Consider the following 25643-nt stretch of genomic DNA (forward strand, 5'->3'; position numbering starts at 1 on the left):
AGAAACGCCTGGCCAGGTAAAAGCGCTGGCCGATGAAAAACGCATTCAAGAAGACGGCGAATGAGAAGTCTTCGTTCAAAGACTGGCGAGCGCTCGCTCATTCTGGTATGAAGCCGCCAGTTTCCGCCGGTGCGGCGGAAAGCTCCGGTCCCGTAGCTCAGCCGGATAGAGCGACGGTTTCCTAATTCGATTCGGGCATTCACCGTGGTTCACCATGGTGCCAATTTTTGCCAGTAATTTCAATTACTTGCCCCGCTTTGCTTTGTTATACTGCTCCATAGAAAACCGCCTCTACCCGCGCGGTTTGGGAGCAAAAACGGAGCAAAAAACTCATGCCGCGGGTTCATATGACGGACGTGGTCGTGTCGCGACTGAAGACCAGCGACACGTACTACGATGAAACAACACCAGCATTCGGTTTGCGTGTCGGGAAGACCAGAAAGACGTGGTTCGTCGTCCGCGGTCGCGAACGGCTGCAGACGAAGATCGGGCAGTACCCGTTTGTCTCTCTCGCTGACGCGCGTAAGGAAGCGCGCCGGCTGCTCACGGAGAAGCTGACCGTTACGGAACGCATCACATTCGATGCTGCCTACGAACTATTCAAGGTCGGCCTCGCAAGCCGCAAGAGCCGCACCCAATATGACTACAAGCGTGTGCTTGAGAGATATCTTCAGACCCGCTCTTGGGAAAAAGAAAATTTCCGACATCTCATACGAGGACATCATCGCAATCACCGATCCTCTTTCGCGTGGTGAGAAGCGGAACACCCTGGCCGTGGGCCGAACATTCTTCCGCTGGTGCGTTCGTCCGCCGCGGCGATACATCAAGCACTCGCCGCTCGAAGGGGTGGAGTTACCCAAGGCGGGCAAGAGAAAGCGAATCTTGAAGGATGATGAACTAATCACCGTTTGGTGTGCGGCGGGCCGACAGGCATACCCGCACGGGACCGTTTGCCGGCTTCTCATGCTGACGGGTCAGCGCGTGGGGGAAATTGCAAACCTGCAGCGGCCGTGGATAAACGAGAAGGAGCGGCTGATCACGCTGCCCGAGTGGCTGACCAAAAACTCCAAAGCGCATGTGTTTCCATACGGTGAACTCGTTGCAGAGCTCCTGGATGAGATTCCACGTCGCAACGATACCGAACTCCTCTTCCCTTGCCGCATTTCGACGGAGCGGCCTATCTCTGGATGGAGCAAATTTAAGGAGGGACTAGAAGATGGCGTGCCCGGATGGAGGCTTCACGACTTGCGCCGGACATACCGCAGCATCCACGGACAGATCGGCACGCCTTCTGCGATAGCCGAGCGACTCATTAATCATGCCGCGGCGGTCCAAACGGACGTGGAGGAGATCTACGATCGCTGGCACTACATTCCGCAAATGCAAAAAGCCGTGGAAGCATTTGAGGAGCATTTCAGGTCTTTGCTCAAGAAGGCTGACAGTCGCTCCAACATGTTTGCGGCGTGAGACGATAAGAGCCAGCTACGCGGCGTGGCCCTTATCTTTTTAGAACGATTGGTCGAGCCGATTTTCACGCCGTGATCGAGGTGTTACAAGCGACGGTCAAAAGCACGGATGGCGGAAGACGGATGAGCCAAGAACAGAACCACCGAATCGCGGAGAAGCTTCTCGCTGAATTGGGCCGGTGCGCAGACGCCGAAGAGATCGCGAAACTTTTCAGTGCAGATGTTGTATTTGAAATCGCGGGGGACGTAGGTGCGCTGCCCTGGATTGGGCGGAATACCGGGCGCAGCGCTGCCTCCGATTTTGTTCGCGATACGCGTCGCCTTATCAAGCGAGAGCGTTTTGACGTCCATGACATACTTGTGAGCGAAGACCGAGCCGTTATCGTAGGCTCCCTCTCCTCAAGGATCAATGCGACCGGAAAGATCATCGAGTCCGACTTCGCGCTCATTCTCGGCATCTCGAACGGTGAAATCAAACGCTTTAGCTTGATCGAGGACAGCTTCGCCGTCTCCCGAGCCGCGAGAGAATAGCTACTCCCCACGCCTGCCCACTTCGTACAGGAACAGATCCGCTTTTCGGACTCGTCGATCAATTCCTGGTCGCCCTCGACGACACTTGCCTTTCCCCAAAGCTTGATGCGACGCTGGTGAGCATAATCGATCAAGAACAACTGGGCTTCCGCATTATCTCCACGAGTTCCCTACGTGACGTATTGCCGGTTGCCGAAAAACTCGACGAAGCCGAGCGTCTTGTCGTCGAGCACACGCAAGAACCGGGCGGACCGTCGCGGTGCTCAATGTCCTTCGGCATTCACGGTGGCAAGAAAAGCGCTCCTCTGCGCTCCATGAAGGCGACAAGATTAGGCGTTATCGGAGTCTGCCTGGCGCCACGCTCTTCAACGTGACAATACGCAGCGCGGGCCCCTTGCGAGCTTGCACGCCCTTCACGGAGGGCGAGAAGGGGACGTCGCATGAGGAATTTCCATTGTCGTTCTCTCAGAGATGTACTTTCATTTTGGTCCGCCGCGCGTCGCTCAAACTTGATAATGGATTTTTTACTGTCGATAAGCGCTTGCCTCACAACGCACTGATTGGCGCGCAACTGGTTCTCCACGCACCTGATGCCACACTGACTTCATTGCACCTGTACTTGCACCGGTGCGCCGAGCATGTCCGCGGTGCCCGCGATGATCGCCAGGTAGCGGCGCTGGACGACTTCGGTGTTTTCCACGATCTGACGGATCGGACCCACGGCGTTCACAATCGCCGAACCCGCAGGATTGGTCTTGAATTCGGCGAGCGGCTCGATTGATCCCGCGCCGTCGGGCTTCGTGGCGAGCGCCAGCACATACGGCTGCATTGGCAGCAGTCCGGACACGGACGCTTCAAGCACCTGCGAGAGACCCTGATCAAACAGAGCCACGCTGGTTGGATTCTTGCCGGCGTGCTTGTCGGCTCCGGGTATCGCAAGCGCGAGATGCGCCACTTGACCGGCGACTCCGAGAGGCTCCAGGTTCTGCATTCCGTCGCCCTCCGGCACGGCATTGGAGACGTAGGCGAGTGCCTGCGGCGCTTGCCCGATCGGGATATTCGCGATCACCTTGTTGGTTAGCGTGTCTATAGCGACCAGGGCGTCTCCGTTCTCAAGCCCGACATAGACGCGCGTTCCATCGCCCGACGGCCAGATCCCATGCGGAAGATTTCCGACCTGGATGTTTGCGACCTGTTCGAAGGTGTCGGTCCGAAACACCTTGACCTCATTCAGTGCGCCGATAGTCACATACGCGAACGAGCCGTTTGTGTTGCGAACGAAATTGACGTGATTGGTGATCGGGCCGGTGTCGAATGACTTGAGAACCGAGAACGGGGGTCGCGCGTCGAACACCTCGACCCTGCCGGTGTCCTTCAGCATCATCCACACCTGCGTTCCGTCAGGCGATGCGGCAATGTTGGGGCAGAACGGACTGTCCTGCTTCACGTGGCCGACGATCTGATGGTCGGCAAGCGTGACAACCACCGTGTCAGGGTTGAACGACGAGCAGACGTAGCCGTACATGCCATCCGGCGAAAAGATCTGCATACCGGGTCCCGCCGGAACCTTGATTCGCGACTTCTCTTCGAACGTCTGCGCGTCGAGGACCGCGACGTAGTCTTCGCCCCGCACCGTGACCCAAACCTCGTTGCCGTCCGGCGTATAAAAAGCCTCGTGCGGCGAACGTCCGACGTAGGTCGTGTGCTTTACCATATTCGTCGCAGTATCGATGAACGTGAGCGAGTTGCTGGCGATCGATACGACCGCAAGCGTTTTGTGATCGGGCGAATAGCCCATCCCGTGCACGAGCAGTTGGCCATGATACAGTGGACTCAGGTTGGCCGGCTGGGGCTCGCCGAGCCGGATGACGCCGAGAAGCCGGTTGTCGACGGGGTCAGTGACAGAGACCGTGTTGGAAAACTGCTCGGCGGCGTAGACGCGGTCGTGATGACCTATCGTCACGTCGGGGTCGGATGCCTTGCCCGGAGCTTGACCTGCCCAAGCGGCTCCGCACGCTGCGACGAACGCGCTCGCGAGCAACGTCGTTTGAAAAAAGATCGAGGTCATATCTGTTCCTTCGTTGTTCGCGCTCAAGCTGCCCGGCGTCCCCTCGTTATCGAAAGTTGGAAGCCGTGCGGGCTGAAGGTTGCTGCGTCGGTGACGCCGCGGAAGGCGGCGTTGGTTCACCAACCGCAAGCCGCATTACGACGATCTCCTGCTGTTGAGTCACGATGATCTCCTGAGCGAGTCGTTTGATTTGCGGGTTGCGGCCATAACGAAGCACGGCTTGCGCCATCTCGACCGCTCCCTGGTGGTGTGGCACCATCATCGCGACGAAATCGGCGTCGACGTCGCCGGTCGGCTTGACCGTCATGGCGTCCATCATCTTCGTCATCGCCGCGGCGTTCTCCCTGAGAAACGGAGACTCCTCGATTATGCCGGCCTCTGCCCGGCAAATCGTGGGCGCCATCTGTATTCCGACATGAGCGTATTCGAGAATGGCGACGCCGGAGACGATTCCAATCGTGAGCGCAGCGGCATAGAGGGGAGCCGGATAGCGGGAGAGAGATTTCATTTTGCTGCCTCCGAAGGTCACCACTCGCGTGGAGCCCGCCGGGTGTCAGCATAGGGTCCGATCCAAAGCGCGAGCTGGAGCTGCATCGATTTGCACCAGGCGTCATGCATCTTATCCACCACTTCCGCCGGATGCCCTTTCGCGGCCAGATACCGCTTCATGGTCATGTTCATCACCGCGACGAACGTCAGTACCTCGCGCAACGGCACGAAGGGCGTCGAACGCGCGCCGTCGATCTTGTTCTTCTTCGCCGCCGTATGCCGCAGCGCGATTTCCTGTTGGTAGTTGATCCAGTCTTGATCGTACGGCCGCAGACAGGTGTCCAGGATCCACTGCTGAAAGCGAAGATTGCTCCTGGCCAGATATTCCGGGTTCGGATCGCCTTCCGGCGTGCGGGAGTGGCGCGCGAGGTTCGGGATGCCCGCTATAATACCGCCGCGCCAGTGTTCGACGATCTGCCTTGTCTGATCGGCGAGCACTTCGCCGGCGAGCCGGAGATAAGGCTCGTCGTCCTCCGTAAAGCCGGCGCTTCGTTTCAAATCATCCAGATCGCGGACGGAGACGGCGGACTGGACTACGTCAGGCTCCCCGTACGAATATCCGGAACTTGTATCGGCCACTTGTTTCATGGGGCGTGTCCTTCTCGTCCCTTGCCGCGATGTACGCGAGCTGCGGCTATACGCCCTCGTAAACCAGCCTCGTAAAAAAACCGGGGTCGATGACGAAGTTGCCGAATTTCGCGTCGAAGGCCGCGGTCGGCTTCGCCGCGACCGCCTCGGCTTTCGAGTGTCCTTGCTTTTTGAGTGCGGCGACGTTTTCGCGGATGGCGACGAGCATGTCGCGAAACTCCCTGAGCTCCGCCTTATTACTCACCGGCTTGCCGTGCCCCGGAATGATGATGGTCTTGTCCGTCGCCCTCGCTAGATTGGCGTCACTGGCCGTGATCATGCCATCGATGCTGCCGCCGGTCGAATAGTCGATGAAAGGATAGATGCCGTTCCAGAATGTGTCCGCCACATGCAGAATGTCCGCTTCGCCAAATGCGACTGAAATGTCGCTGTCGGTATGCGCGGGACCGTAATGCTTCAGGTCGATCGACAATCCATTGAGCTTCAGATTTCGTTCGGTCGCGAAGACATCACTGGGAATGCCGCCTGGCGGTAGCGGTAGGAAGTTATAGTCCCATTCATCGACCCGCTGAACCTCGGTCAGGTATTTGCGGGTGTTTTGGTGGGCGAGGATCTTCGCGCCCGCCTCGTGCAGCCAGGTATTGCCGTCGGTGTGATCGAAGTGCCAGTGCGTGTTGATCAGGTGCGTCACGGGATCAGCGCCGAGCCCGGCGAGCGCTTTGGCCATCTGGGGTTGCGACACGCCGATGCCGGCGTCGATCAGCACCATGCCGTCTGGCCCTGTCAAAACGGCGACGTTTCCCCCGGAGCCTTCGAGCACGCTGACATTATTTCGAAGCCTGTGGGTTACGATTTGCGACGTAGCCGCGCTGTCCTTGATGAGGCTGACAATGCCGCGCGCCTCGGCGAATGCTTCGCGCGGCGTTAACCTGCCGTTTGTCCCCAGCGCGCCTGCGCCGATGCAGCAAAGGCAAAAACCGCGTCGCGACATGCCGTGCCTGTTTGAACGGTCCATGGTGTCCTCCTAGTTGCCCGCGGGGTGGCTGCGGTCCGGAATCTCAAAGCTGACCGTTTTGCTGTCGATCACCCGGTGCATCGGATCGGCGAGGTCGATCAACACGCGATGCGGTCCGGGCGTCAGTCCCTGTATGATCAGCGGCTCGCCGCTCGCATCCACCCAATGCCAGCGGGCATCATCGACGGTGACGTGGATATGGCCGATCCGCGGCGTCACGCCGAGGGCGGCGGGACCGTAGATCGGAACGATACGGAGGTTGTCGGCGCGGTATTGAATGACCGCAAGCCCGCGCGCGAGCGCCTCCGCAAGCGGCGCTGCGACAATAAGATGCGCCGGGTCCTGCTTCGCCGGCGCGGAAATGCTCGGCAGGTCGAAGTCGGCTCGGCTGCCCCTCTCCTGTGCGGTCACGACGCTCGCCCCGCATTCTCACGTTCCCACCGAGCCTCAACGTCGTCCATCTTTCGCGCGAGCTCGCTTGGCGTCAGGATGCCTTTTTGGAAGAGAATGTTTGCGAACGCCGCGATCCAGCGTTCATAGTAGGACAGCTTGCCGACCATCTCGGCACCGAGCGCTTCGACGCCGCGGCGTTTCTCCTCGGTATTGATGATCTTGTGAAAATCGAGGACGTCGGCAAGCGCGTGGCAGCGTTTCTCCCAGGGCTCAAGGTCGTGATCAGTGCGCTGAATCGCGTCGGCCGGCAGTCCGCCGATGTCGTTGGGCAAACGATTGAGAAGATGCCTGGTTTCGGTCATTGGCCGCTCCCGATGGTGACGGGGATGACGCCGATCATCGCGTCACGCGTGACTAGGGCGGCGAGTCGTTCCTCGCTGTAGTGTTCGGTGCCGTTCGGACGCTTCGGTAGGACCAAATACCGAACGATCGCGGTCGAATCGCTGACCCTGACTTCAACATCATCCGGGATGTGCGTGCCGAACTCGGCAAGTACGGCGCGGGGTTCGTAAACCGCACGCGAGCGATACGCTTTCAGCTTGTACCAATCGGGCGGCAGTCCCAACACGGGTCGCGGGTAGCAAGAGCACAGCGTGCAGACGATGAGGTTGTGCACCGCGTCGGTATTTTCGAGAACGATGAGCTGAGTATCGTCATAGAAAGTGATCCCCAGTTCCTCGCAGCCGGCGCGGCCGTTCGCGAGCAGCCGCGAGCGGAATTCGGGATCGACCCAGGCACGGGCCACGACCTTCGCGCCGAGCGCTGGCGTCCGCGAATCCAAAACCTCGATCTGACGGCGAATCTCTTCGGGACCGAACAATTGCTTCTCAATGAGGAGTTCGCGAACCGCGGTCTCCATGATGTCGTAATACCCGGGCCGTTCGGCGTGAATGATCTCGGCGTGTGGATGTTCATGATCGTGATCTGACATCTCCTAGATCCTTTTCCAGCCAGGTCTCGAACACTTCGATCCGCAGGCCGTCGCGCGGCGACCCCGTATAGCCCAGCCAGATCGAAGTCATCGGCACCGAGATGCGGTAGTAATGCCGCCGCGAACCGGCGTTGCGGCCGTAGGCTTCTTCCTCATTGTCGACGGCGGCGGGTTCGATCACCGCGTCGACCACCCCCGCCTTGCCGCGCAGGTATGTGGGCACTCGGTAGTGGCCGACCGGCTCGCGTTTCATCACTCTCACGCGGTCGCCGACCTCGAAGATGGGCATTTCTCCGGTCGCCGGTACGATTCCGGCAATAAGCCGTGGAGCTTTGTCGGTCACTTCGCCCCTCGCCTTCCTTTTCCTAGCGAAATTCTCCAATCGAACGTCAGGAGCGCAGGAAAGCAAGCAAGTCGGCATTGATCGTTTCGGCATGCGTCGTCGGCATGCCGTGCGGGAAGTCCTTGTAGGTCTTCAATGTGCCGTTCTTCAGGAGCTTCGCCGATAGAGGTCCCGAGGCGATGTAGGGGACGATCTGATCGTCCTCGCTGTGCATCACCAGGACCGGCACGGTGATCTTTTTGAGGTCTTCGGTGAAATCCGTCTGGGAGAAGGCGACAATGCCGTCGTAATGCGCCTTGGCGCCCCCGATCATGCCCTGGCGCCACCAGTTGCCGATGACGGCTTCTGACGCTTTCGCGCCCGGCCGGTTGAAGCCGTAGAACGGGCCTTCGGGAAGGTCGCGATAGAATTTCGATCGGCTAGCCGCGAGTTGCGCCTGCAATCCGTCGAACACGTCCTTCGGAAGACCCTTCGGATTGGCCTCCGTCTTCAGCATCAAGGGCGGCACCGCGCTGATGATGGCCGCCTTCGTCACGCGACTCTCGCCATGACGCGCCAGATAATGGACCACCTCACCGCCGCCAGTCGAATGCCCGACGTGAATGGCGTTCTTTAGATCGAGATGCGCCGTCAACGCCGCGAGATCGTCCGCGTAGTGATCCATGTCATGGCCGTCGCCGGTTTGGGTCGAACGGCCGTGGCCCCGGCGGTCATGGGCTATGACGCGATAACCATGGTTGAGGAAGAACAGCATTTGTGTGTCCCAGTCATCGGCCGATAGCGGCCAGCCATGGCTGAACACGATGGGCTGACCTTTGCCCCAGTCCTTGTAGAAAATCTCGCCGCCGTCTTTTGTCTTCACGATGCCCATGGCAATATCCCTTTGTTATGAGATGGCCTTGCTGAAAGATCGTCGGTTACTCTCTCGGCGATCAGAGGGTCTCGAGATGGCGGTCAAGAAATCCGTGGATGAGCGGCTCCATTTCATCGAGCTTGTCCTCAAGCGCGAAGTGTCCGGTATCGAGCAGGTGCAGTTCTGCGTTCGGCAGGTCGTGGAGGTAAGGGTAAGCCCCTTCCGCAGGAAAAATCTTATCATTCCTGCCCCAAACGATCAACGTCGGCGGCTTGTATTGGCGAAAGAACGCCTGGAATTCGGGATAAAGAGGAACGTTCGAGCCGTAGTCGTGGAATAGGTCTAGTTGGATGTCTCGATTGCCGAGGCGATCGAGCAACACCTGGTCGTGGAGCCAGTTGTCGGGATCGATGCGAGAGACGTCTTGTACGCCGTCGGTGTACTGGAATTTGGTCGTCTCCGGCGCGACGAGAAAATTCAGCGCTTCTCGGTGTGCCGCCGAGCCGTCGGCCCAATATGCTTTGATTGGGTCCCAGAATGCCTTGAGCCCCTCGCTATAGGCATTGCCGTTCTGGACGATCAGCGCGCTGACGCGAGCGGGATGCTTGAGGGCAAGGCGATACCCGACCGGCGCGCCGTAGTCCATCACGTACATCGCGTAGCGTTGCACCTTCAGCTGCGCTAGAAGGCCATCGACCAAATCGGCGTAATGGCTAAAACTGTAGCTGAACTGTTTGTGATCGGGCGCGGCGCTCTGTCCGAAGCCCGGATAATCCGGGGCGATGATGTGGTAGCGATCCGCCAGCAGAGGGATCAAATTTCTAAACATGTGCGACGAAGTCGGAAAGCCGTGCAGCAGCAGAACGACCGGGCCATTCGTAGGACCCGCTTCGCGATAAAAGATGTTTACTCCATCGACGGTGGTCGTCTTGTAGTGGGGCACGACCGTTTCCGGAGCGGTCGCCGGCGGCGCAGCCGTAACAGATGCGCCACCGATCGAGGCCAGAACTGCGATGGCGAATAGTGCGGATATTTTCGATGAGTTCATGACACGATCTCCTTGCAGTCCGTTGATCCGACGGCGCAGGCGGATTTCTGCGCTCTGGCTATTTGCACCCCTATGCTCTTTCCTATGTCCTCACCGTGCCGCAGCGCTAAGGCGCGTATCGGGTAAAAACGAAGTCATGCTCTTTGACGTTGGCCTCGTGGCAGGCAAAGCAAGTCTGGTGCTGCGTTTCGTCCACCGGCTTGCCGTCGATGAATCGACCGAATCCCCATCCTCCGGTGGACGGGTACTTCTTCGAGTCCTTGACCATTACTTGAACCGTCGTGGTGTGCCCGGGGACGAACGCTTCGGCGAACTCCGCCGACGGCACTTGCTTCCAAGCGAGCTTGACGAGTATTGAGCCGTCCGGAAAAGGAAGCGCACTGTCCCGGTAGGCCTTCATCGAGATGGCGTTTCCGAGAATACTCCGCAGTTCGTCGAAGCTGCCTGCCTCGCGCGATGGAGCAATCAGCTCCCATTGGCGATATCCGGCGGGAATTTTGACGCCGAAAATGGGGGAGGATTCGTCTGCAGACGTTTGTCCAAACGCGAATGGCTCGGGAACCAACAGGCTTCCGATCGCTGCGACTGCAAATGTCGCGAGCAGTATTCGCCTGCCGGAGCGTTGCAAAAGAGCGGCCACCGCTGTCATTACAATCTCCAATGGCCCGACACTCGTTGGGCGAGATCAACAAATCGCGTACAAAATCTAAGCGCTTGCGACGGCTCTCAGCTTCGAACGAATTCGAGAAGATCGTTGTTGAACCGATCCTTATGCGTGACGGTCAGACCGTGCGGCGCACCGGGATACACCCTCAACGTCGCCTTTTTGATGAGCTTCGACGACAGCAACGCCGAGTCCGCGATAGGAACGTTCTGATCGTCGTCGCCGTGAATGATTAAGGCAGGAACGTCGATTTTCTTGAGGTCCTCCGTGAAATCGGTCTCGGAGAACGCCCCGATGCCCTCGTAGGAGGCCCGCAATCCTGCCTGCATGGACCACAGCCAGAGCGCATCCTTGACACCCTGGGAAACCGTAGAGCCCGGCCGGTTGGCGCCGTAGAACGGCCCGCTGAGATCGCGATAGAACTGGCCGCGGTCGCTGAGCACAGCCTTTCGGACACCGTCGAACACTTCGATCGGGAGCCCGCCTGGGTTGGCTGGTGTCTTCAGCATCAATGGCGGTATGGACGACACTAGCGCGACCTTGGAGACACGTCGGGTACCATGCCGACCAATATAGCGCGCGACGTCGCCGGCTCCCGCCGAATGACCTACCATGGCTGCGTCTTTCAGATCGAGCGCCTCGATGAGCACCGAGAGGTCATCAGCAAAGGTGTCATAGTCATTGCCGTTCCACGGCTGACTTGATCGACCAAAGCCTCGACGATCAAAGGCGATGCAGCGGAAGCCTCGCGACGCCATAAAAAACATCTGGTCGTCCCAGGCATCGGCGTTCAGCGGCCAGCCGTGGGAGAATACGACAGGGCGGCCGCGACCCCAATCCTTGTAATAGATCTCAGTGGAATCTTTGGTCGTTACAGCGCTCACTGTCCGATCTCCTCTGCTGACGGGCGCTCCCTTATGATCCGTTTCTTTTGTCGACGCAGCGCGCGATATTGTTGGTAGTAATGCGAGCGCGGGGGTGGAAATGACACTCGAGATCAATACCTCGCGGCGAGATGTGCACCTACCGGGTCCTGTGCATGCGAATGATGCGAACACGAGGCGATCTTTCAATTGAGGAAAGAACCGGATTCGTTGATCCGTACGCGTACTCGTTCTGCTTGCGATTTGAGCGCATCCACCAAGCTTTTCATGGATTAGCCGATTGCAGAGCTGTCGATCAGCCCATAAAATTGGGAAGTGACTTTCTCGATTTTGGAAAGCTGACAGATGGATCGTTTGGAGGTGATGTCTGTTATCGTCGCCGTAACGGAGACGGGAAGCTTCTCCGCGGCATCGCGTAGACTGAAGACGCCCGTCGCGACCGTGAGCCGCCAGGTCGCTGAACTGGAAGACCGCCTGAAAGCTCAGTTATTTCAGAGATCTCCCCGGCGAGTCACGCTGACTGATGCGGGGAGGTCCTACATCGATGCGTGCAAGCGGATCATTGAGCAGGTCGACGACGCCGAACGGGAATTGTCCGGCGAGTACAGGACCCCCAAAGGTGACCTAGCGGTGACGGCGCCGTGGGGTCTCGGTCATACGCATCTACTCCCACTCGCGGTTGAATTCTTGAATGCGTATCCGGAAATCGGCCTGCGGCTCGTGCTGACGGACCGTGTCGTCAACACCGTTGAGGAGAATATCGACGTTGCGATTCGGATCGGCCCTCTTCCTGACAGCAGCAGCAAGATCGCGACACGCATCGGCTCGATCCGTGTCGTCGTATGCGGGAGCCCCGCCTATTTTGCAGCAAAAGGAAAACCGAAGTCGCTTGCAGAGCTTCGCGACCACGATTGCATCACGATTGATGACGTTGCCGCGCCGCCCGCTTGGAAGTTCTCCAAAAATGGTCGCACGGTTGTTGCACCGATAAGAACGAGGTTGACGGTGAACACATCCGAAGCGGCGGTTCTAGCCGCAATCGCCAGCATGGGTGTGGCGCGAGTTATGTCTTACAAGATGGATACCGCAAGGCGCGCGGGAACACTCGAAATTGTCCTGGAAGATTTAGAGCCAGAACCGATGCCCGCGCATATTGTCTATGCGCAACGAAAGCCGGTTCCTCTCAAGCTTCGTGCGTTTCTCAATTGGATGACGCCACGCCTCAAGGCCCGGCTGGCCTAGCTAGTTTCTGTCGCGAAACGCCCGCTTTTGTGTCGAGGCATGCCATTTCCGCAATAAAACCGGGGTGAACGACAGGGCCGCTGAAACGTAAAATAGGATGCTCGCACATAGATCGGCCGTAACGAGCGGTTTAAAGAACTCGTCGCCAACGGGATCGCTCTTTTGCTCAGTCTCAGCCATAAGCAGGAAAGTAGTCGCCAAAATTTATGCGCCACATGTTGACAGCTTGCTCCAGCTTACCACCCTTTGCAAAATCTTCCGCTTTCAACGATCGCTCATAGGCGGTTTGAAACCGCTTCGCCGCCTCAGCGACGGTGTCTCCGCTGATATAGCGACCAACGTCGTCACCGTACCCTCGGGAAGATAGTCCGCGAAAACAGATTCTATCCCGCAGAAATCGTTATCTCTGGCTCTCTGTTAACCCATGTTGGCATGGGTTCTAAGACCGCTCTCCTACTATCAATGATAGAAGCTTTATCTCTGTTGGCTGGCTGCGACCTGTCGCCTTCCAAACTAGTTGAATTATCTGGGCGAGGTGGCACGTCAGGAGTCGGCGTTTCATCGTATTTCTCCGGGGGAATGATCTTCGATTTGGGACGCCCAAATGACAACTTGCCTTTCGTCCCTTCTTCCGCGGATGCGACGGGTCTGCGGCCAAGAAGTCAGCATCGTTACGTACGTTGCGCTGACCCGGCGGCAGATTGGTAGCTTGGAATTAAGCTGAGAATTATTCCTCGCAGATCTGCGGAACTTTGGTCGCCTCTATTTGCAACCGAGAAATCACACTCAAGGAGGAAATCAGTCGATCCCATCAACCACGGCGACTCTGAAACGCTGAAGCCAAACGTAGCGAAGATATCTTTCATCTTACGCGATGTCGTGGAAAAGAGAACGATGGGGGGTGTAACAGGGTTGTAAAATTGCGAGCAGTGATACAACGTAAGACGGGTGCCTGTTAATCGCGCATCGGATTTCAATGTGGCAACGGCGTCCACCAAAAGATACCTGCAAGACTTCTCGTTTACATCAACGATGTGGTACGGCTGGATATCAAGAGCATCGAGCTTCCGCGCTTTATATTGCTCATAAGCTGCCCTCGTGAGGGGAAGAACAACCGCGGCGGCGAGAGGTTCGTCGTTAACGTCGACAAAAACGCTTAGTACGGGTTGATTGCTGAGAAGCCATCTACGGTAAAGTTCCGCGCGGTCCTCTGATGTGAATGGTTCTTCGGCCTCTTCACGATCAACGATTCTATCGAGCAGCCTTGAATATTTCTTGATCAGAGAACCGGATTCGAATGCGTCGTCGCCCTCAAATTTTGCAAACCGGACTTGCTTAAAGGGAAGTGGGACGGACAGCCATTTCAATAGCGCATCTTTTCGGAATTTCGTGATGCCAACGTGATCGCGCCGGATCACTAATTGATGTATTATCGCGATCGATACCCGTTTGATGATTGCTAAGATAAAAGCCGCCAACAACGCTAAGTGATCCAGCCGCTCAGCTGGATAAGCCAAGTCAAAGAACTGCAGTAAAACAATCAAAAGAAGAAGCCAAAACTCTACAGTCTCCCATTGCTCGTTATAGCGTCGGCGGATGTCTCTAATTTCAGTCCAAATGCTTAGTAAAATTCCGCGCCCGTGAGACATAAAAAGGCGCTTAAGCGCACCTTTCAAATTGCGTTCCTCAAAGTAGATGATAAGCACAACCGATACGATTACGGCCAAGAGGAAGAGAGGAGCCGCCTTACAAAGAAAGTAGAAAAGGGATGTCACTGCTTCATCTAGCGGCTGCAGATTAACAAAGGCATGAGCAAGCAAGTGGATGGAAATGCCGGTAGCCAAGATGACAATTAATGTAACGAATAGCCTCATCGACGCTTTCCTAAGTCAAGTTGTTCATCTGGCTCTCTTCGATCGCTTCGCCAGTTTAACTCCTGGGATCACGCGGGGGAAAGTTCGGTCAACGATTTATCGAGCAGCCTTTCGAGTTGACGAGATCATGTGGCGCCACGCAAAGACGTGTTCTAATTGAGGTGGGTGTCCACCCCCACCGAATTAGCTTAGGCCAAGTCATTTTCGCAGATCTTCATCTGGTACGCCGCGATGTCAGACGGTTGCTAGGGGATCAGATTGTGAGAACAACTACAACTCGCGGCATAAGACAACTCGGCCGTATGATGTTTTACATACTGCTGCTGCGAAGGATTTTCTCACGCCTCCTGTTACTTCGGCAATTCCAATTCTTGACGACAAGCCGTTGTCTTACCCTTCGGCAGGATTAATGGCTTCCCTAAAATGGGAGACGCTCATTTCCCTTTGGGTCAAAAGGTGACTTAGCGCCAGGCGCGAACGACGTCCGCCCTTACCTCAATAGCTGACATTTCGTACGCTGTTCGAATGTTATGAAATGAGAATGTCTATTTCCACCTAATAGCGGCCCTTACTAAACCTAGACGGACCGAAAAAGTGTATGAGCGTCATAAGCGGAAGTGAAGGAATGCGCGCTCATAGATTGGCAAGCACTTTTCTAGCAATTTTTAGATCTGCTGTATCCGAACCCTTCTCGAACTGCTCGATTAAAGGCTGTAGCAACACCCTGGCGTCTTCGCGCCTATTCTGCTCTGTGCGAAAACGTGCTAGGTCGACAGCTGTTCTCAATTCCCAGCCGAGCGCTCCCTGACGACGACTCCACTCAAGCGAATCAGCGAAACAACTTTCCACTTCCTCCAACGATGACTTCGGCAGGCACGATAAGGCATTACCTTTCACGCGCAGCAACTCGGGCATGAAGACGAGGTCGCCGTTCTCCTCGACAAGCCGGATCGTCTCGTCGATCAGTGCCAGGCCTTCGCCAGAACGGCCCGCGTTCAGAAGGCCCTGGATGAGCGAAATGTTGAACGTTGTCGTGAGGAGTTCATATCGCGCAGCATGCAGTTCTTCGAGACATTCTCTCAAGCTCTCCACGCCGCTTTTCGTCTCACCCCGCCGGATCGCCAACTCACCTTTAACCCCTCGTCCAACGGCGAGATAAGGCTCCATCGATCGTGACCGCGCGTGCGAGATGAACCGGTCGATGTTCTTTTCGGCACTTTCGAGATCACCAGACCAAAGGAACACGGAGACGGCCCAGATCAGGGCGATGCAAAGTGTCACAGGATGGTCCATTTGCGCGGCCTCATCGACAGTCTGCCGCGCGAGCTCTATCGCTTTGACCGGATGACCTTGCAACCAAAGGGTCCTTGCCAAAGTAATGCATGCGCGATTGTGATGATCGAAGCCGTAAACAGTGGTGGTCCGGTGCCGTTCAGGGCAGTTGATCGCTGCTTCAAGTTCTGTACGGGCGCCGAGATGGTCGCCGGCGAGATGAAGGGAAACTCCGAGCAGGGATTGGGAGACCGCGATAGCGCTCGGGTCCGCCAGCGTGGTGGAGACGACAGAACTGCGCCGTGCGTGGTGCAAGGCGGTCTCGAAGTGCCCCATGCGTTCGTGAAAGATGTGCATCCGGCCAAGCAATTGCAGCTGATTGGGGACATCATTGTGCTCTTCCGCAATCGCCAGACTCCTACTCAGGGCCACCCGTGCCAGCTCGCTGTTACCGAGCGTGAACATCAGCGACAATCCCAAAGCCGCCTGAATATGCATCTCCTCTGCGCTGCCGCGCGTAGCCTCGTCGATCGCGAGGATCGCCCGCTTCGACCAGCGGTGACATTCGGTGAGCAGAGACATCGCCAGAAAGACCGGCGCGGCCGCGGCGGCGAGCTGGATGCCAATTTCGGTGGCGCCGCCGGCGCTAAAGCACCACTCCAGAGCTGCTCGCACATTGTGAAGGCTCGCGAAGTGAGGGGCCCGTTCCGCTGCGTTCGACAAGGTCGGCCACTCGGCGCCAGTCTGCTCAAGCCATCGCTGATAGTAGACGGCGTGACGCGCGGCCAGCGCGACATCCTTAACGCCTGTTTCCAACAAGTAAGACCGCGTGGTGTCCAGCAGACGGTAGCGTATCATGGCTCCGATCGGACGCGGCGCCAGCATCGATTTAGCAACGAGGCTATCCATCGTTCCGAACAAGAGAGCGCGGTCGATTTTTTCGTCGGTCACAACCTCATGTGCCGCCTCGATCGTAAAATGTCCAACGAACACGGCGAGCCGGTGAAGCACCAAACGCTCAATCTCGGATAAGAGCCCATAACTCCAATCCAACGTCGCCCACAGAGTCTTTTGACGCGGCGGCGCATTACGTTGCCCCTGCCACAGGAGGCTCAGGCGCTGATCAAGAAGCGTAGCAGTCTGCTCCAGGCCGTAAGTCCCTACTCTGCCCGCCACCAGCTCGATCGCCAAAGCTACACCGTCCAGCTTCTGGCAAATGCCAGCAACAATCGCCGCATTGGCATCATTGAATTCGAATCTTGCACCGCTTGCCTTAGCCCGTTCAAGGAATAGCTCGGTTGCGGGATAGGCCAGGGCAACCGAAGCCGTCAGGCCGGATTCGTCCGGCGGAAAGGCAAGCGGCGCCAACTTATAGACTTGTTCGCCCTCAACTCTCAGAGCCTCACGACTGGTTGCAAGCAGATGGACCTGCGGCGCTTCGAGCAAAACATGGGCGGCAAAAGCAGCGACGGGCTCAATGACATGCTCACAATTGTCCAGAATCAAAAGAATTCGTTTATCACGCAAATGCGCAATGACCCCGGGGGTGGGATCGTCGGACTGGACCGGCAGCCCCAGCATCAGCGCGAACGACGTGGTGACGAGATTGGGATCGCTGAGAGATCCGAGGTCGAAGAAGATTACGGCTTCAGCGAAAGTCTCCAATAAGTCATGCGCGACGGCCACTGCGACGGTGGTCTTGCCGACGCCGCCCGGGCCCGTGACGGTGACAAAACGTGAAGCAAGCAATTGCGCCGAAAGCGCCCGAACGCCGTCTTCCCGTCCCACCATTCGGGGTAAACGATTTGGCAGGTTGACGCGCGGAAAGCTGGCAGGACGTGGCGCTGGTCCATTTGGCAATTGCGACGATCGCGTGATCGGCGCCACGAAGCAATAACCCCGTCCGGCCAAGGTCGTGATGTATCGGGCACCTCCTTTGCCATCGCCTAGCGCCTTGCGCAATTCAGCGATGTGAAACCTCAAGCTACCTTCCTCCACGATAACGTCGGGCCAAACCCGAGCCATCAGGTCGCGCTTACTGACAACTTCGTTCGGAAACGACACGAGCGCCACGAGAGTATCGAGCGTTCTAGCGCCCAACGGTACGGCTACGCCGTCTCGCGAAAGAAGCCTTTCGTCCGGCACTAAGCTGAACGGGCCAAACGATATGACCACCTTAGTCGGCGCAGCCGGCTCGATCATGACGTCACTTTCTCATCGCGGGCATCTGCTCACAATTCCTCACAACTCCTGACGGGCGTCATACCACGACGACTGATAGGTGGAAGGGACATTTCGAGCCACTTTCATCCAACGAAGGGAAAAGCCCTCATGTCCGTCATTTCACCGCCCACCCGGCGCAGCCTCCTAACCCTGGCAGCTACCGCGGGAGCAATCAGTCTATTTCCCGCAAGTTTGCGCGCGACGACCGAAGCCGATGCCATTCGGCCATTCACGGTCAATTTCCCGGAAGCCGATCTCGTCGATCTGCGCAGACGTATCAAAGCGACCAAGTGGCCTGATCGCGAAACGGTCAAGGATTCATCCCAAGGTGTACAGCTCGCGACGATGCAAGCGCTCGCGCGCTATTGGGCAATGGAACACGACTGGCGAAAGATCGAGGCTAAACTGAACGCCTTGCCGCAATTCATCACCGAGATCGACGGAATCGACATTCATTTTATTCACGTTCGTTCGAAGCATGAAAATGCGCTACCGATGATCGTGACCCACGGCTGGCCCGGCTCGATCATCGAGCAGATGAAGATCATCGATCCACTGACCAATCCGACGGCCCATGGCGGGAGCGCGTCCGAGGCGTTCGATCTGGTGATTCCATCGCTACCGGGGCACGGCTTCTCAGGTAAGCCGACCGCGACGGGGTGGACTCCCGTCAGTATCGCTCGCGCGTGGGCGACGTTGATGCAACGCTTGGGTTACACACGTTACGTGGCGCAGGGCGGTGATTGGGGGAACGCCGTCTCGGAAGTGATGGCTCTGCAGAAGCCGCCAGGATTGCTCGGCATTCACACCAATATGGCGGCTACGGTTCCGGCCAATATTTCAAAAGCTCTTTCGGTTGGTGGGCCGCCGCCCGCCGGGCTCTCGGCCGATGAAAGACATGCGTGGGACCAACTCGATGACTTCTACAGGCACGGCCTGGCCTACGCCCAGGAAATGTCGAACCGGCCACAGACGCTTTACGGAATCACGGATTCGCCGGTCGGCCTCGCGGCGTGGATGCTGGATCACGACATCCGCAGCTACGGTATGATCTCACGGGTCTTCAATGGAACGACGGAGGGGCTTACTCGGGACGACGTGCTAGACAACGTCACTCTCTACTGGCTGACGAACACGGCGATCTCATCGGCGCGCCTCTATTGGGACACCACGCAGATTTCGACGGGCGGAGGCTTCTTCGACGTCAGGGGTGTCGCGATTCCCGTCGCCGTGAGTGCCTTCCCCGACGAAATCTATACGGCTCCGGGAAGTTGGGCAGACCGGGCCTACCCCAAACTCATCCACTACAACAAGCTCGACAAAGGCGGTCACTTCGCGGCGTGGGAACAGCCGGCGATCTTCACCGATGAGATCCGGGCCGCGTTTCGATCCTTGCGCTGATCCGCGCGCGGCGGCGCGCGATAACGTCGCGCCGCCTTTCTCGTGATCCTACCCAACTCCGTCAGCACAAGACGAAAGGTTATCCCATGCCCCCCACACACAACACTGCTCCGACCCAGTACATTGAAGCAAACGGTATCCGCTACGCTTATCGGAGGTTCGGTGCCGGAGACCAATTGCCTTTGGTCTGCTTGCAACACTTCCGGGGCGGTCTCGACAACTGGGATCGTCTTGTGACAGACGGCCTGGCCCAGAACCGTAGTGTGATCCTCTTCAACAATGCTGGGGTTGCGAGTTCTGAAGGTGATCCGGCCGACACGATCGACGGCATGGCCAGGCATGTGATCGCCTTTGTCGAGGCTTTAGGACTAGAAAAAATCGACCTCTTCGGATTTTCCATGGGCGGCTTCGTCGCCCAGAATGTAGTTCTCGATCGTCCCAAGCTCGTCCGCCGCCTGATCTTAGCCGGGACAGGCCCAGAAGGTGGCGAAGGCATGGTGGGCTATCCCGAGCTAGCCACCCGGCACGCAACCCAGAAAGTGCCAACAGAAGAAAACTTCCTCTATCTCTTCTTCTACCCGACCGACTCAAGTCAGGCCGCTGGACGCATTTATTGGACTCGCCGTCATGAACGCGAAGACCAAGATATGCCTTCGTCGATGGAAGCGATGGCGGCTCAGGTAAAGGCCATTGCCGCATGGGGCGCGGTTCCCGCGCACGACCGTTATGCCAAGTTAAAGAAGATCACGTTGCCGGTGCTGATCGTGAATGGGAAAACCGATCTCATGGTCCCGACCGTGAACTCCTTCATCCTGCAGCAGCACTTGCCGGACGCTGAGTTGATCATCTACCCGGACTCCGGACACGGCGGGATTTTCCAGTTCCCCGCGCGATTCGTGCGGGAGGCAACAACGTTCCTGGACCGCGGCCCCAGGGAAGCCCTCTAAAGGCGCTTCACGCCCGTGCGCACATCGCTCAACGGATAATTTTCAAACAACAACTCGAACCACGTCTCAACTTGAGAAGGAAAACATCATGACTCAAACAGAAAAGCTGCTCTACACGGCTAAGACGCACACCACCGGTGGCCGGGAGCACGGCGTTTCCCGCAGCTCCGATGGTCATCTCGACATCAGGCTTTCGACGCCGGGAGTTGCGGGCATCGGCACCAATCCGGAGCAGCTCTTCGCGGCCGGGTGGTCCGCCTGCTTCGAAGGCGCGATGGGAATTGCCGCCCGCAAGAGGAAGATCAAGCTCCCCGACGATCTCGCCATCGACGCTGAGGTGGACTTGAATCTGGACGAAGGCGCTTTTTTCCTCCGTGCTCGCCTCAATGTCAGCGTGCCGGGCATGGATCGCGAAGTTGCGCAGGCACTCCTCAACGAAGCTCACCAGACTTGCCCGTATTCCAAGGCCATTCGCGGCAACGTCGACGTCGCCATCAACCTTATCTGATCAAAGCTCATCAATCCGACCTGTACCGTCTGTCGGGCAGGCCGATTCTAGAAAACGGGAAAAAATAGGATGTGCCAGGAGATTGACCGCCATCGCCGCCAGTTCTTCGGTATCGCCGCCGGCACACTGGCTGCCGGGCTCGCCGTGCCTTCTTCGGCCAACGCGCAGTCCGGCAACGCAACATCAGTAAAGGTCGCTGCCACGAAGCCCGGCTCCAATACCTCGTTCGGCCCATTGAAGCAGGTGGACGCAGGGCTGTTGAATGTCGGATATGCCGAAGTCGGTCCTAGCAAGGGTCCGGTAGTACTCCTCCTGCACGGCTGGCCATACGACATCCACAGCTTCATCGATGTAGCGCCTAGGTTGGCGCAGGCCGGTTACCGGGTGATCGTCCCTTATCTGCGCGGCTATGGCACGACGCGCTTTCTTTCCGACGAAACGATGCGTAACGGACAGCCAGCTGCCTTGGCGGTCGATATCATCGCACTGATGGATTCACTCGGAATCGAAAAGGCGATACTTGCCGGCTTCGATTGGGGCGCACGCACCGCAAATATCATGGCGGCGCTCTGGCCTGATCGCTGCAAGGCCATGATCTCTGTCAGCGGTTATCTGATCGCAGGCCAGGAAGCCGGCAAGACGGCGTTGCCGCCGAAGGCCGAACTGCAATGGTGGTATCAGTTCTATTTCGCGACCGAACGCGGCCGCGTCGGCTACGACAAATATCGACACGATTTCGCAAGGCTGATCTGGCAGATCGCTTCACCGCAATGGAATTTCGACGACGCGACGTTTGATCGCAGTGCGGTAGCTTTCGGAAATCCAGACCACGTCGCGGTTGTCGTCAATAATTATCGCTGGCGGCTCGGGCTCGCCGATGGCGAACGGCAATATGACGATCTCGACAAACGCCTCGCGACAAGCCCAAACATCACTGTGCCGACCATCACGCTCGAAGGCGACGCCAATGGCGCACCCCACCCCGAGGCCAGCTCTTACGCCAAAAAGTTCTCAGGCAGATACGAGCATCGTCTCATTTCCGGAGGCATCGGTCATAATCTGCCCCAGGAAGCACCCGCGGCTTTTGCCAAAGCCGTCATTGATTCCGATGCGATGTGAGGAGCTATGTCTATCAACGGCGCCCGAAAGATTGCTGAAGAGCGAACGGAGATGAAGTTGGGGATGCCAACAACGTCGGCTCAAGGTATATTTCCTTGGCTCAGAACGGTCGTTTTGCTTGCAGCGCTTGTCGTCATCGCGCTCCTTGTAATTGCGCCATTTTTGATCGCTATCGCAACTGCGACAGGGTCAGCGGCGCAGCCCACGGGGTCCGCGGTTGACAATGTGTCGCCGATCTTTGGCGTCACCATTCCCCAGGGATATCGGCAGTGGGAAATGATCGCGCCCGCCGAGGAAGCGGCTCCTCTAAATGAACTTCGCGTCGTTCTGGGAAACGAAACTGCGATCACCGCCTATCGCAACGGCGCACTTCCGTTTCCCGATGGAGCGGTACTCGTCAAACTGGCTTGGAAACGCGTACAGTCTTCTGAATTCGAGCCGGCTTCCGTTCCGGGTTCGGCCACGACGGTCCAAGTTATGGTCAAGGACTCGCGAAAATATCCTTCCACGGGCGGCTGGGGCTTTGGCCGTTTCGTTAACGGCAAGCCGGCCGACGAGGCGCAGCACGAGACATGCTTCGCCTGCCACGAGGCCGGTGTTAAAAATCACGATTTTGTATTCACGAGACTTGCACCCTAGTATTGGGACGCTCACGAAGAAGTCTCTCTGGGTTAAAAGCCGACTTCGGACTGATGCAAATGAGGTCGTCCTTTACCGCGGGAGCGCACGTCGGTTGCGCCAATCGAATGTTATGAACGGCGACGTCTGCTTTACACACAAAACCGGACGTCAACAGTTGGGCCGGTCGCATCCATTAAGGGAGCGCAAGTCAACCTGGGGAGACGGGAGCAACCGTATCAAAGCTGGAGCCCATTGACCTAGCGCCAATCCTACCCGCAGTATTCCTCCATTAGAGGGCTGCTCCATGTTGCCAGTAACCAAATATGCTCAGAGTGGTGATGTTTTTATCGCCCACCAAATCAGCGGCCACGGTCCGATCGATATCGTCTTCGCGCCTGGATTTATTTCTCATCTAGAGCTGATGTGGGACGAACCCCGACACGCTAAATTTCTCCATGGGCTCGAATCTTTTGCACGCCTCATACGGTTCGACAAAAGGGGTACCGGGCTTTCGGACCGTAGCGTCGGCTTTCCCACCCTGGACGAGCGAATTGACGATATCCGCGCCGTAATGGACGCCGCCGGTTCGAGCCGTGCTGTGTTGCTCGGCATTTCGGAGGGAGGCGCGATGATCCAACTTTTCGCTGCCACCTATCCCGAAAGGGTAAGCGGCCTCATCCTCATGGGGTCTTATTCGAATGCTAAAATATCGATTCCGTCGTATAGAGATCCGAAACTAGCTGAGGCACGAATCCTAGCTACTTGGGGAACCGGAGCATCGCTACCTGATTTCGCTCCCGGACTTGCGAGCGACCCGGAATTTGTCGATTGGTGGGCGCGGTTTGAACGCCTTTCAGCCAGTCCCTCTGCGGTTATCAAACTGCGTCAGATGAACAGCGAAATCGACGTCAGGCCGATCCTACAGAGTATCCAGGCGCCGACATTGGTCATCCATCGCGTCGGAGACGTTCGCACTTCGATCGAGAACGCTCGAGACATGGCCGCGGCGATTCCAAATGCGAGAATGATAGAATTGCCCGGCAAGGATCATTTTGTTTGGCTTGAGGACAGTGGAACGGTACTTTCCGAAATTCGAAGTTTTGTGAACGCGGCTCAAGAACCGGTTGAGCCGGATCGGGTTTTGGCTACCGTCCTTTTCACCGACATTGTAAATTCGACTCAGCGTGCCGCTGCCCTCGGTGATATGGAGTGGCGGCCGATACTGGATGCGCATTTTTCAATGGCCCGCAGCCAAATTCGTCGGTTTCGCGGTCGAGAGGTGAAAACCCTGGGCGATGGCATTCTCGCCACATTCGATGGGCCCGCTCGGGCGGTTCGCTGCGCGCAGGCGATCGCCAACAGCGTCAAGCCTCTTGGCATCGCGATTCGTGCGGGCCTTCATACCGGGGAGATCGAAATTCGTGATAACGACGTCAGCGGAATCGCGGTCAATATTGCATCCAGGGTAAGCCATCTCGCCGGTAGCAGTGAGGTCCTGGTTTCCAGCACTGTAAAGGATCTCGTCGCGGGCTCGGGACTGATCTTCAACGATCTCGGTCTCCATGCAATCAAGGGCATCCATGACCAGCTACGCATTTTTTCTGCAATATGACGACTGAATGTTCGCGAAGAGACAAAAGGTGACCTGACGCTTGGCACGAGTGATCGGCTCCTACCTCAACAACGGACGTGGCCTACGTCAATCAGATGTTATCGCATAAATCGGCCGATGGCCGACTACTTTCGACTTTCCCAACGGTCAGGCTTCGGTTCTTCCAGCCCGCAATAGCACTCGTTCTGTGCCGCTTAAATAACCGCAACGCATCACCGTAGTCTTTCGTTTAGGTCAGAAAGACCTTTTCTCTCTTTGCTGCTCTTACCAATCTGCGTGCCGCTCAAGCAGCTCTTGAGCCGCCTCGGCCCCCGCCCAGAAGTAAAGACCGGGACAAGCCGAAGCACTCTTCAAAGGACAGCGGCGCGCTTTACCCTTTGCGTTAGATTTGCAGCTCGTTTGTCTTTTGCAACCTAACGCAAATAGCGGAGCGACACCCGAACACATGGCGCGAGCGCGCGGCTTTTTCGAGCGGGCGCTCGCACTCGACCCCGGCAATATCGAAGCCCTGGTGGGCACCGCAAATGTCGACGCACGGAGTGCGTCCTATATCATGACGGACGAGCGATCTGCGCGACTTGCAGCGGCGGAAGCGACTCTAACCAAAGTTCTGTCCCTCGCGCCAAACCATGCCATGGCCCACTATTTGGTTGGCCTAGTTCAAATTTATTCGAATCGTGCCGCTCAAGGTATTGCCGAATGCCAGAGAGCACTCGCACTCGACCGAAATCTGGCTCTCGCTCATGCACTAATAGGTTTTTCCAAATATGTCAGCGGCCGCGGTGAAGAGACCGAGGCTCACGTGCTGGAAGCGCTCCGTCTCTCGCCTCGCGATTCCAACGCTAACGTGTGGATGGTGTGGGTAGGTAACGGAAAGGGGCAAATAGGCGCGGATGAGGACGCTATAGCTTGGCTGCGCCGGGGTATCGAGGCTATCCCCAAGCCAAAGTGGTAACGATCCATCTGAAAGTCGATCCGCAGTCCGTGGATTTGGAAGACGCTTTTCGCGGGACGTTACGAATATTGGGCATTTTGGGACCGGGGACCTGCAACTCACTCTGAAAAACATGGGTGATTTCTCAAAAGCGCAGCCTTTGTTGCGTAAAAGCTACGAAGGATCTTAAGAGCACTCGTTATGGCCGCCGCTGTCGTGGCCGCCGGCACGCAAGCTGCAGCATCGCCTCCATTACGACCACCATGTCGAGCCCAGCCGGCTTGACCTACTGTTCCTGCCGATCTGGTTTCTGGTGCCCAATCTCGCCGTAGCCGCCGGGCTTATCGCGCTGGTGTTCGGCGCGGAAGGCTCCGTGTCCGCGCTGTTCGGCATGATGCTGGCGATCCTGCATTATGAATGGGTGCACTACGTCGCCCACATTCCCTATCAGCCGCGCACGCGATTGGGCCGCTGGATCAAGCAGTACCATTTGCGCC

At 57.4% G+C, this 25643-nt stretch carries 26 protein-coding genes and 1 pseudogene; 13 read left to right on the forward strand and 14 right to left on the reverse strand.

Annotated elements, in window-relative coordinates:
• Window positions 1–332: 332 nt before the first annotated feature.
• The 3 genes from ABSE61_RS31025 to ABSE61_RS31035 all read left to right on the forward strand — a co-directional run bounded on the left by ABSE61_RS31025 (window position 333) and on the right by ABSE61_RS31035 (window position 1997).
• A complete protein-coding gene (locus ABSE61_RS31025) occupies window positions 333–755 on the forward strand; it encodes an Arm DNA-binding domain-containing protein (RefSeq protein ID WP_423874983.1) in 423 nt (140 codons plus the stop codon).
• Between the two features lie 127 nt (window positions 756–882).
• Window positions 883–1467, forward strand: a complete 585-nt coding sequence (locus ABSE61_RS31030; RefSeq protein WP_423874984.1) for a tyrosine-type recombinase/integrase — start codon at window positions 883–885, stop codon at window positions 1465–1467.
• 122 nt (window positions 1468–1589) lie between these two features.
• Window positions 1590–1997: a nuclear transport factor 2 family protein gene (locus ABSE61_RS31035; RefSeq protein ID WP_423874985.1), complete on the forward strand. Its 408-nt coding sequence runs from the start codon at window positions 1590–1592 to the stop codon at window positions 1995–1997.
• A 604-nt stretch (window positions 1998–2601) separates the two neighbouring features.
• On the opposite strand, the gene ABSE61_RS31040 is transcribed toward ABSE61_RS31035, so the two are convergent.
• The 12 genes from ABSE61_RS31040 to ABSE61_RS31095 all read right to left on the reverse strand — a co-directional run bounded on the left by ABSE61_RS31040 (window position 2602) and on the right by ABSE61_RS31095 (window position 11393).
• A complete protein-coding gene (locus ABSE61_RS31040) occupies window positions 2602–4065 on the reverse strand; it encodes a YncE family protein (protein ID WP_423874986.1) in 1464 nt (487 codons plus the stop codon).
• Window positions 4066–4111: 46 nt separating this feature from the next.
• Window positions 4112–4468, reverse strand: coding sequence for a DUF305 domain-containing protein (locus tag ABSE61_RS31045; protein ID WP_423875005.1), 357 nt, complete (start codon window positions 4466–4468; stop codon window positions 4112–4114).
• Between the two features lie 122 nt (window positions 4469–4590).
• Window positions 4591–5202 (reverse strand): protoglobin domain-containing protein, encoded by a 612-nt coding sequence (locus ABSE61_RS31050; protein WP_423874987.1) that lies wholly within the window; start codon window positions 5200–5202, stop codon window positions 4591–4593.
• Window positions 5203–5248: 46 nt separating this feature from the next.
• Window positions 5249–6217, reverse strand: coding sequence for an MBL fold metallo-hydrolase (locus tag ABSE61_RS31055; protein ID WP_423874988.1), 969 nt, complete (start codon window positions 6215–6217; stop codon window positions 5249–5251).
• Between the two features lie 9 nt (window positions 6218–6226).
• Window positions 6227–6589 carry a DUF6130 family protein gene (locus ABSE61_RS31060; protein WP_423875006.1) on the reverse strand — a complete coding sequence of 121 codons (363 nt, stop codon included), beginning with the start codon at window positions 6587–6589 and terminating at the stop codon, window positions 6227–6229.
• 35 nt (window positions 6590–6624) lie between these two features.
• Window positions 6625–6972, reverse strand: a complete 348-nt coding sequence (locus ABSE61_RS31065; RefSeq protein WP_423874989.1) for a nitrile hydratase — start codon at window positions 6970–6972, stop codon at window positions 6625–6627.
• Window positions 6969–7601, reverse strand: coding sequence for a nitrile hydratase subunit alpha (locus ABSE61_RS31070; protein ID WP_423874990.1), 633 nt, complete (start codon window positions 7599–7601; stop codon window positions 6969–6971). The genes ABSE61_RS31065 and ABSE61_RS31070 overlap by 4 nt, the downstream gene beginning before the upstream one ends.
• On the reverse strand, window positions 7582–7944 hold the full coding sequence (locus ABSE61_RS31075) for an SH3-like domain-containing protein (RefSeq protein ID WP_423874991.1): 363 nt from the start codon (window positions 7942–7944) through the stop codon (window positions 7582–7584). Before ABSE61_RS31075 ends, ABSE61_RS31070 begins: the two co-directional genes overlap by 20 nt.
• A gap of 46 nt (window positions 7945–7990) precedes the next feature.
• Window positions 7991–8815: an alpha/beta fold hydrolase gene (locus ABSE61_RS31080; RefSeq protein WP_423874992.1), complete on the reverse strand. Its 825-nt coding sequence runs from the start codon at window positions 8813–8815 to the stop codon at window positions 7991–7993.
• Between the two features lie 61 nt (window positions 8816–8876).
• On the reverse strand, window positions 8877–9845 hold the full coding sequence (locus tag ABSE61_RS31085; protein ID WP_423874993.1) for an alpha/beta fold hydrolase: 969 nt from the start codon (window positions 9843–9845) through the stop codon (window positions 8877–8879).
• A gap of 106 nt (window positions 9846–9951) precedes the next feature.
• Window positions 9952–10494, reverse strand: a complete 543-nt coding sequence (locus tag ABSE61_RS31090) for a cytochrome P460 family protein (RefSeq protein ID WP_423874994.1) — start codon at window positions 10492–10494, stop codon at window positions 9952–9954.
• 77 nt (window positions 10495–10571) lie between these two features.
• Window positions 10572–11393: an alpha/beta fold hydrolase gene (locus ABSE61_RS31095; protein WP_423874995.1), complete on the reverse strand. Its 822-nt coding sequence runs from the start codon at window positions 11391–11393 to the stop codon at window positions 10572–10574.
• A 345-nt stretch (window positions 11394–11738) separates the two neighbouring features.
• Here ABSE61_RS31095 and ABSE61_RS31100 point away from each other — a divergent pair, with 345 nt between their 5' ends.
• Entirely contained in the window at window positions 11739–12635 is an 897-nt protein-coding gene (locus ABSE61_RS31100) for a LysR family transcriptional regulator (protein WP_423874996.1), read from the forward strand.
• A gap of 363 nt (window positions 12636–12998) precedes the next feature.
• Window positions 12999–13343, forward strand: a complete 345-nt coding sequence (locus ABSE61_RS31105) for a GHMP family kinase ATP-binding protein (RefSeq protein WP_423875007.1) — start codon at window positions 12999–13001, stop codon at window positions 13341–13343.
• Here the strand turns inward: ABSE61_RS31105 and ABSE61_RS31110 are convergent.
• Window positions 13307–14509 carry a hypothetical protein gene (locus ABSE61_RS31110; RefSeq protein WP_423874997.1) on the reverse strand — a complete coding sequence of 401 codons (1203 nt, stop codon included), beginning with the start codon at window positions 14507–14509 and terminating at the stop codon, window positions 13307–13309. The genes ABSE61_RS31105 and ABSE61_RS31110 overlap by 37 nt on opposite strands.
• A gap of 633 nt (window positions 14510–15142) precedes the next feature.
• The gene (locus ABSE61_RS31115; protein ID WP_423874998.1) at window positions 15143–17983 is read right to left on the reverse strand and encodes an ATP-binding protein; all 2841 of its coding nucleotides are present in this window, start codon (window positions 17981–17983) and stop codon (window positions 15143–15145) included.
• Window positions 17984–18112: 129 nt separating this feature from the next.
• On the opposite strand from ABSE61_RS31115, the gene ABSE61_RS31120 reads away from it, so the two are divergent.
• The 8 genes and pseudogenes from ABSE61_RS31120 to ABSE61_RS31155 all read left to right on the forward strand — a co-directional run.
• Window positions 18113–19405 (forward strand): epoxide hydrolase family protein, encoded by a 1293-nt coding sequence (locus tag ABSE61_RS31120; protein ID WP_423874999.1) that lies wholly within the window; start codon window positions 18113–18115, stop codon window positions 19403–19405.
• Window positions 19406–19491: 86 nt separating this feature from the next.
• Complete coding sequence (locus ABSE61_RS31125; RefSeq protein ID WP_423875000.1) at window positions 19492–20352, forward strand: alpha/beta fold hydrolase; 861 nt, start codon at window positions 19492–19494, stop codon at window positions 20350–20352.
• 88 nt (window positions 20353–20440) lie between these two features.
• Window positions 20441–20860 (forward strand): organic hydroperoxide resistance protein, encoded by a 420-nt coding sequence (locus ABSE61_RS31130; RefSeq protein WP_423875001.1) that lies wholly within the window; start codon window positions 20441–20443, stop codon window positions 20858–20860.
• 69 nt (window positions 20861–20929) lie between these two features.
• On the forward strand, window positions 20930–21979 hold the full coding sequence (locus ABSE61_RS31135; protein WP_423875002.1) for an alpha/beta fold hydrolase: 1050 nt from the start codon (window positions 20930–20932) through the stop codon (window positions 21977–21979).
• Window positions 21980–22042: 63 nt separating this feature from the next.
• Complete coding sequence (locus ABSE61_RS31140) at window positions 22043–22618, forward strand: cytochrome P460 family protein (RefSeq protein ID WP_423875008.1); 576 nt, start codon at window positions 22043–22045, stop codon at window positions 22616–22618.
• Between the two features lie 286 nt (window positions 22619–22904).
• Window positions 22905–24212, forward strand: a complete 1308-nt coding sequence (locus ABSE61_RS31145) for an adenylate/guanylate cyclase domain-containing protein (protein ID WP_423875003.1) — start codon at window positions 22905–22907, stop codon at window positions 24210–24212.
• 445 nt (window positions 24213–24657) lie between these two features.
• On the forward strand, window positions 24658–25167 hold the full coding sequence (locus ABSE61_RS31150) for a hypothetical protein (protein ID WP_423875004.1): 510 nt from the start codon (window positions 24658–24660) through the stop codon (window positions 25165–25167).
• Window positions 25168–25459: 292 nt separating this feature from the next.
• Window positions 25460–25643: pseudogene (locus ABSE61_RS31155) on the forward strand (hypothetical protein); the annotation flags it as partial.

This window comes from Bradyrhizobium sp. (genome assembly GCF_049519115.1).
In the GTDB taxonomy this organism is placed as follows: domain Bacteria; phylum Pseudomonadota; class Alphaproteobacteria; order Rhizobiales; family Xanthobacteraceae; genus Bradyrhizobium.

Coding starts and splice junctions, on each gene's coding strand:
- ABSE61_RS31100 (WP_423874996.1), top strand. CDS start 11,739: ATGGATCGTTTGGAGGTGATGTCTGTTATCGTCGCCGTAACGGAGACG.
- ABSE61_RS31150 (WP_423875004.1), top strand. CDS start 24,658: ATGGCGCGAGCGCGCGGCTTTTTCGAGCGGGCGCTCGCACTCGACCCC.
- ABSE61_RS31070 (WP_423874990.1), bottom strand. CDS start 7,601: ATGTCAGATCACGATCATGAACATCCACACGCCGAGATCATTCACGCC.
- ABSE61_RS31080 (WP_423874992.1), bottom strand. CDS start 8,815: ATGGGCATCGTGAAGACAAAAGACGGCGGCGAGATTTTCTACAAGGAC.
- ABSE61_RS31140 (WP_423875008.1), top strand. CDS start 22,043: ATGCCAACAACGTCGGCTCAAGGTATATTTCCTTGGCTCAGAACGGTC.
- ABSE61_RS31120 (WP_423874999.1), top strand. CDS start 18,113: ATGTCCGTCATTTCACCGCCCACCCGGCGCAGCCTCCTAACCCTGGCA.
- ABSE61_RS31090 (WP_423874994.1), bottom strand. CDS start 10,494: ATGACAGCGGTGGCCGCTCTTTTGCAACGCTCCGGCAGGCGAATACTG.
- ABSE61_RS31045 (WP_423875005.1), bottom strand. CDS start 4,468: ATGGCGCCCACGATTTGCCGGGCAGAGGCCGGCATAATCGAGGAGTCT.
- ABSE61_RS31115 (WP_423874998.1), bottom strand. CDS start 17,983: ATGATCGAGCCGGCTGCGCCGACTAAGGTGGTCATATCGTTTGGCCCG.
- ABSE61_RS31065 (WP_423874989.1), bottom strand. CDS start 6,972: ATGACCGAAACCAGGCATCTTCTCAATCGTTTGCCCAACGACATCGGC.
- ABSE61_RS31085 (WP_423874993.1), bottom strand. CDS start 9,845: ATGAACTCATCGAAAATATCCGCACTATTCGCCATCGCAGTTCTGGCC.
- ABSE61_RS31135 (WP_423875002.1), top strand. CDS start 20,930: ATGTGCCAGGAGATTGACCGCCATCGCCGCCAGTTCTTCGGTATCGCC.
- ABSE61_RS31125 (WP_423875000.1), top strand. CDS start 19,492: ATGCCCCCCACACACAACACTGCTCCGACCCAGTACATTGAAGCAAAC.
- ABSE61_RS31050 (WP_423874987.1), bottom strand. CDS start 5,202: ATGAAACAAGTGGCCGATACAAGTTCCGGATATTCGTACGGGGAGCCT.
- ABSE61_RS31025 (WP_423874983.1), top strand. CDS start 333: ATGCCGCGGGTTCATATGACGGACGTGGTCGTGTCGCGACTGAAGACC.
- ABSE61_RS31035 (WP_423874985.1), top strand. CDS start 1,590: ATGAGCCAAGAACAGAACCACCGAATCGCGGAGAAGCTTCTCGCTGAA.
- ABSE61_RS31040 (WP_423874986.1), bottom strand. CDS start 4,065: ATGACCTCGATCTTTTTTCAAACGACGTTGCTCGCGAGCGCGTTCGTC.
- ABSE61_RS31055 (WP_423874988.1), bottom strand. CDS start 6,217: ATGGACCGTTCAAACAGGCACGGCATGTCGCGACGCGGTTTTTGCCTT.
- ABSE61_RS31145 (WP_423875003.1), top strand. CDS start 22,905: ATGTTGCCAGTAACCAAATATGCTCAGAGTGGTGATGTTTTTATCGCC.
- ABSE61_RS31110 (WP_423874997.1), bottom strand. CDS start 14,509: ATGAGGCTATTCGTTACATTAATTGTCATCTTGGCTACCGGCATTTCC.
- ABSE61_RS31130 (WP_423875001.1), top strand. CDS start 20,441: ATGACTCAAACAGAAAAGCTGCTCTACACGGCTAAGACGCACACCACC.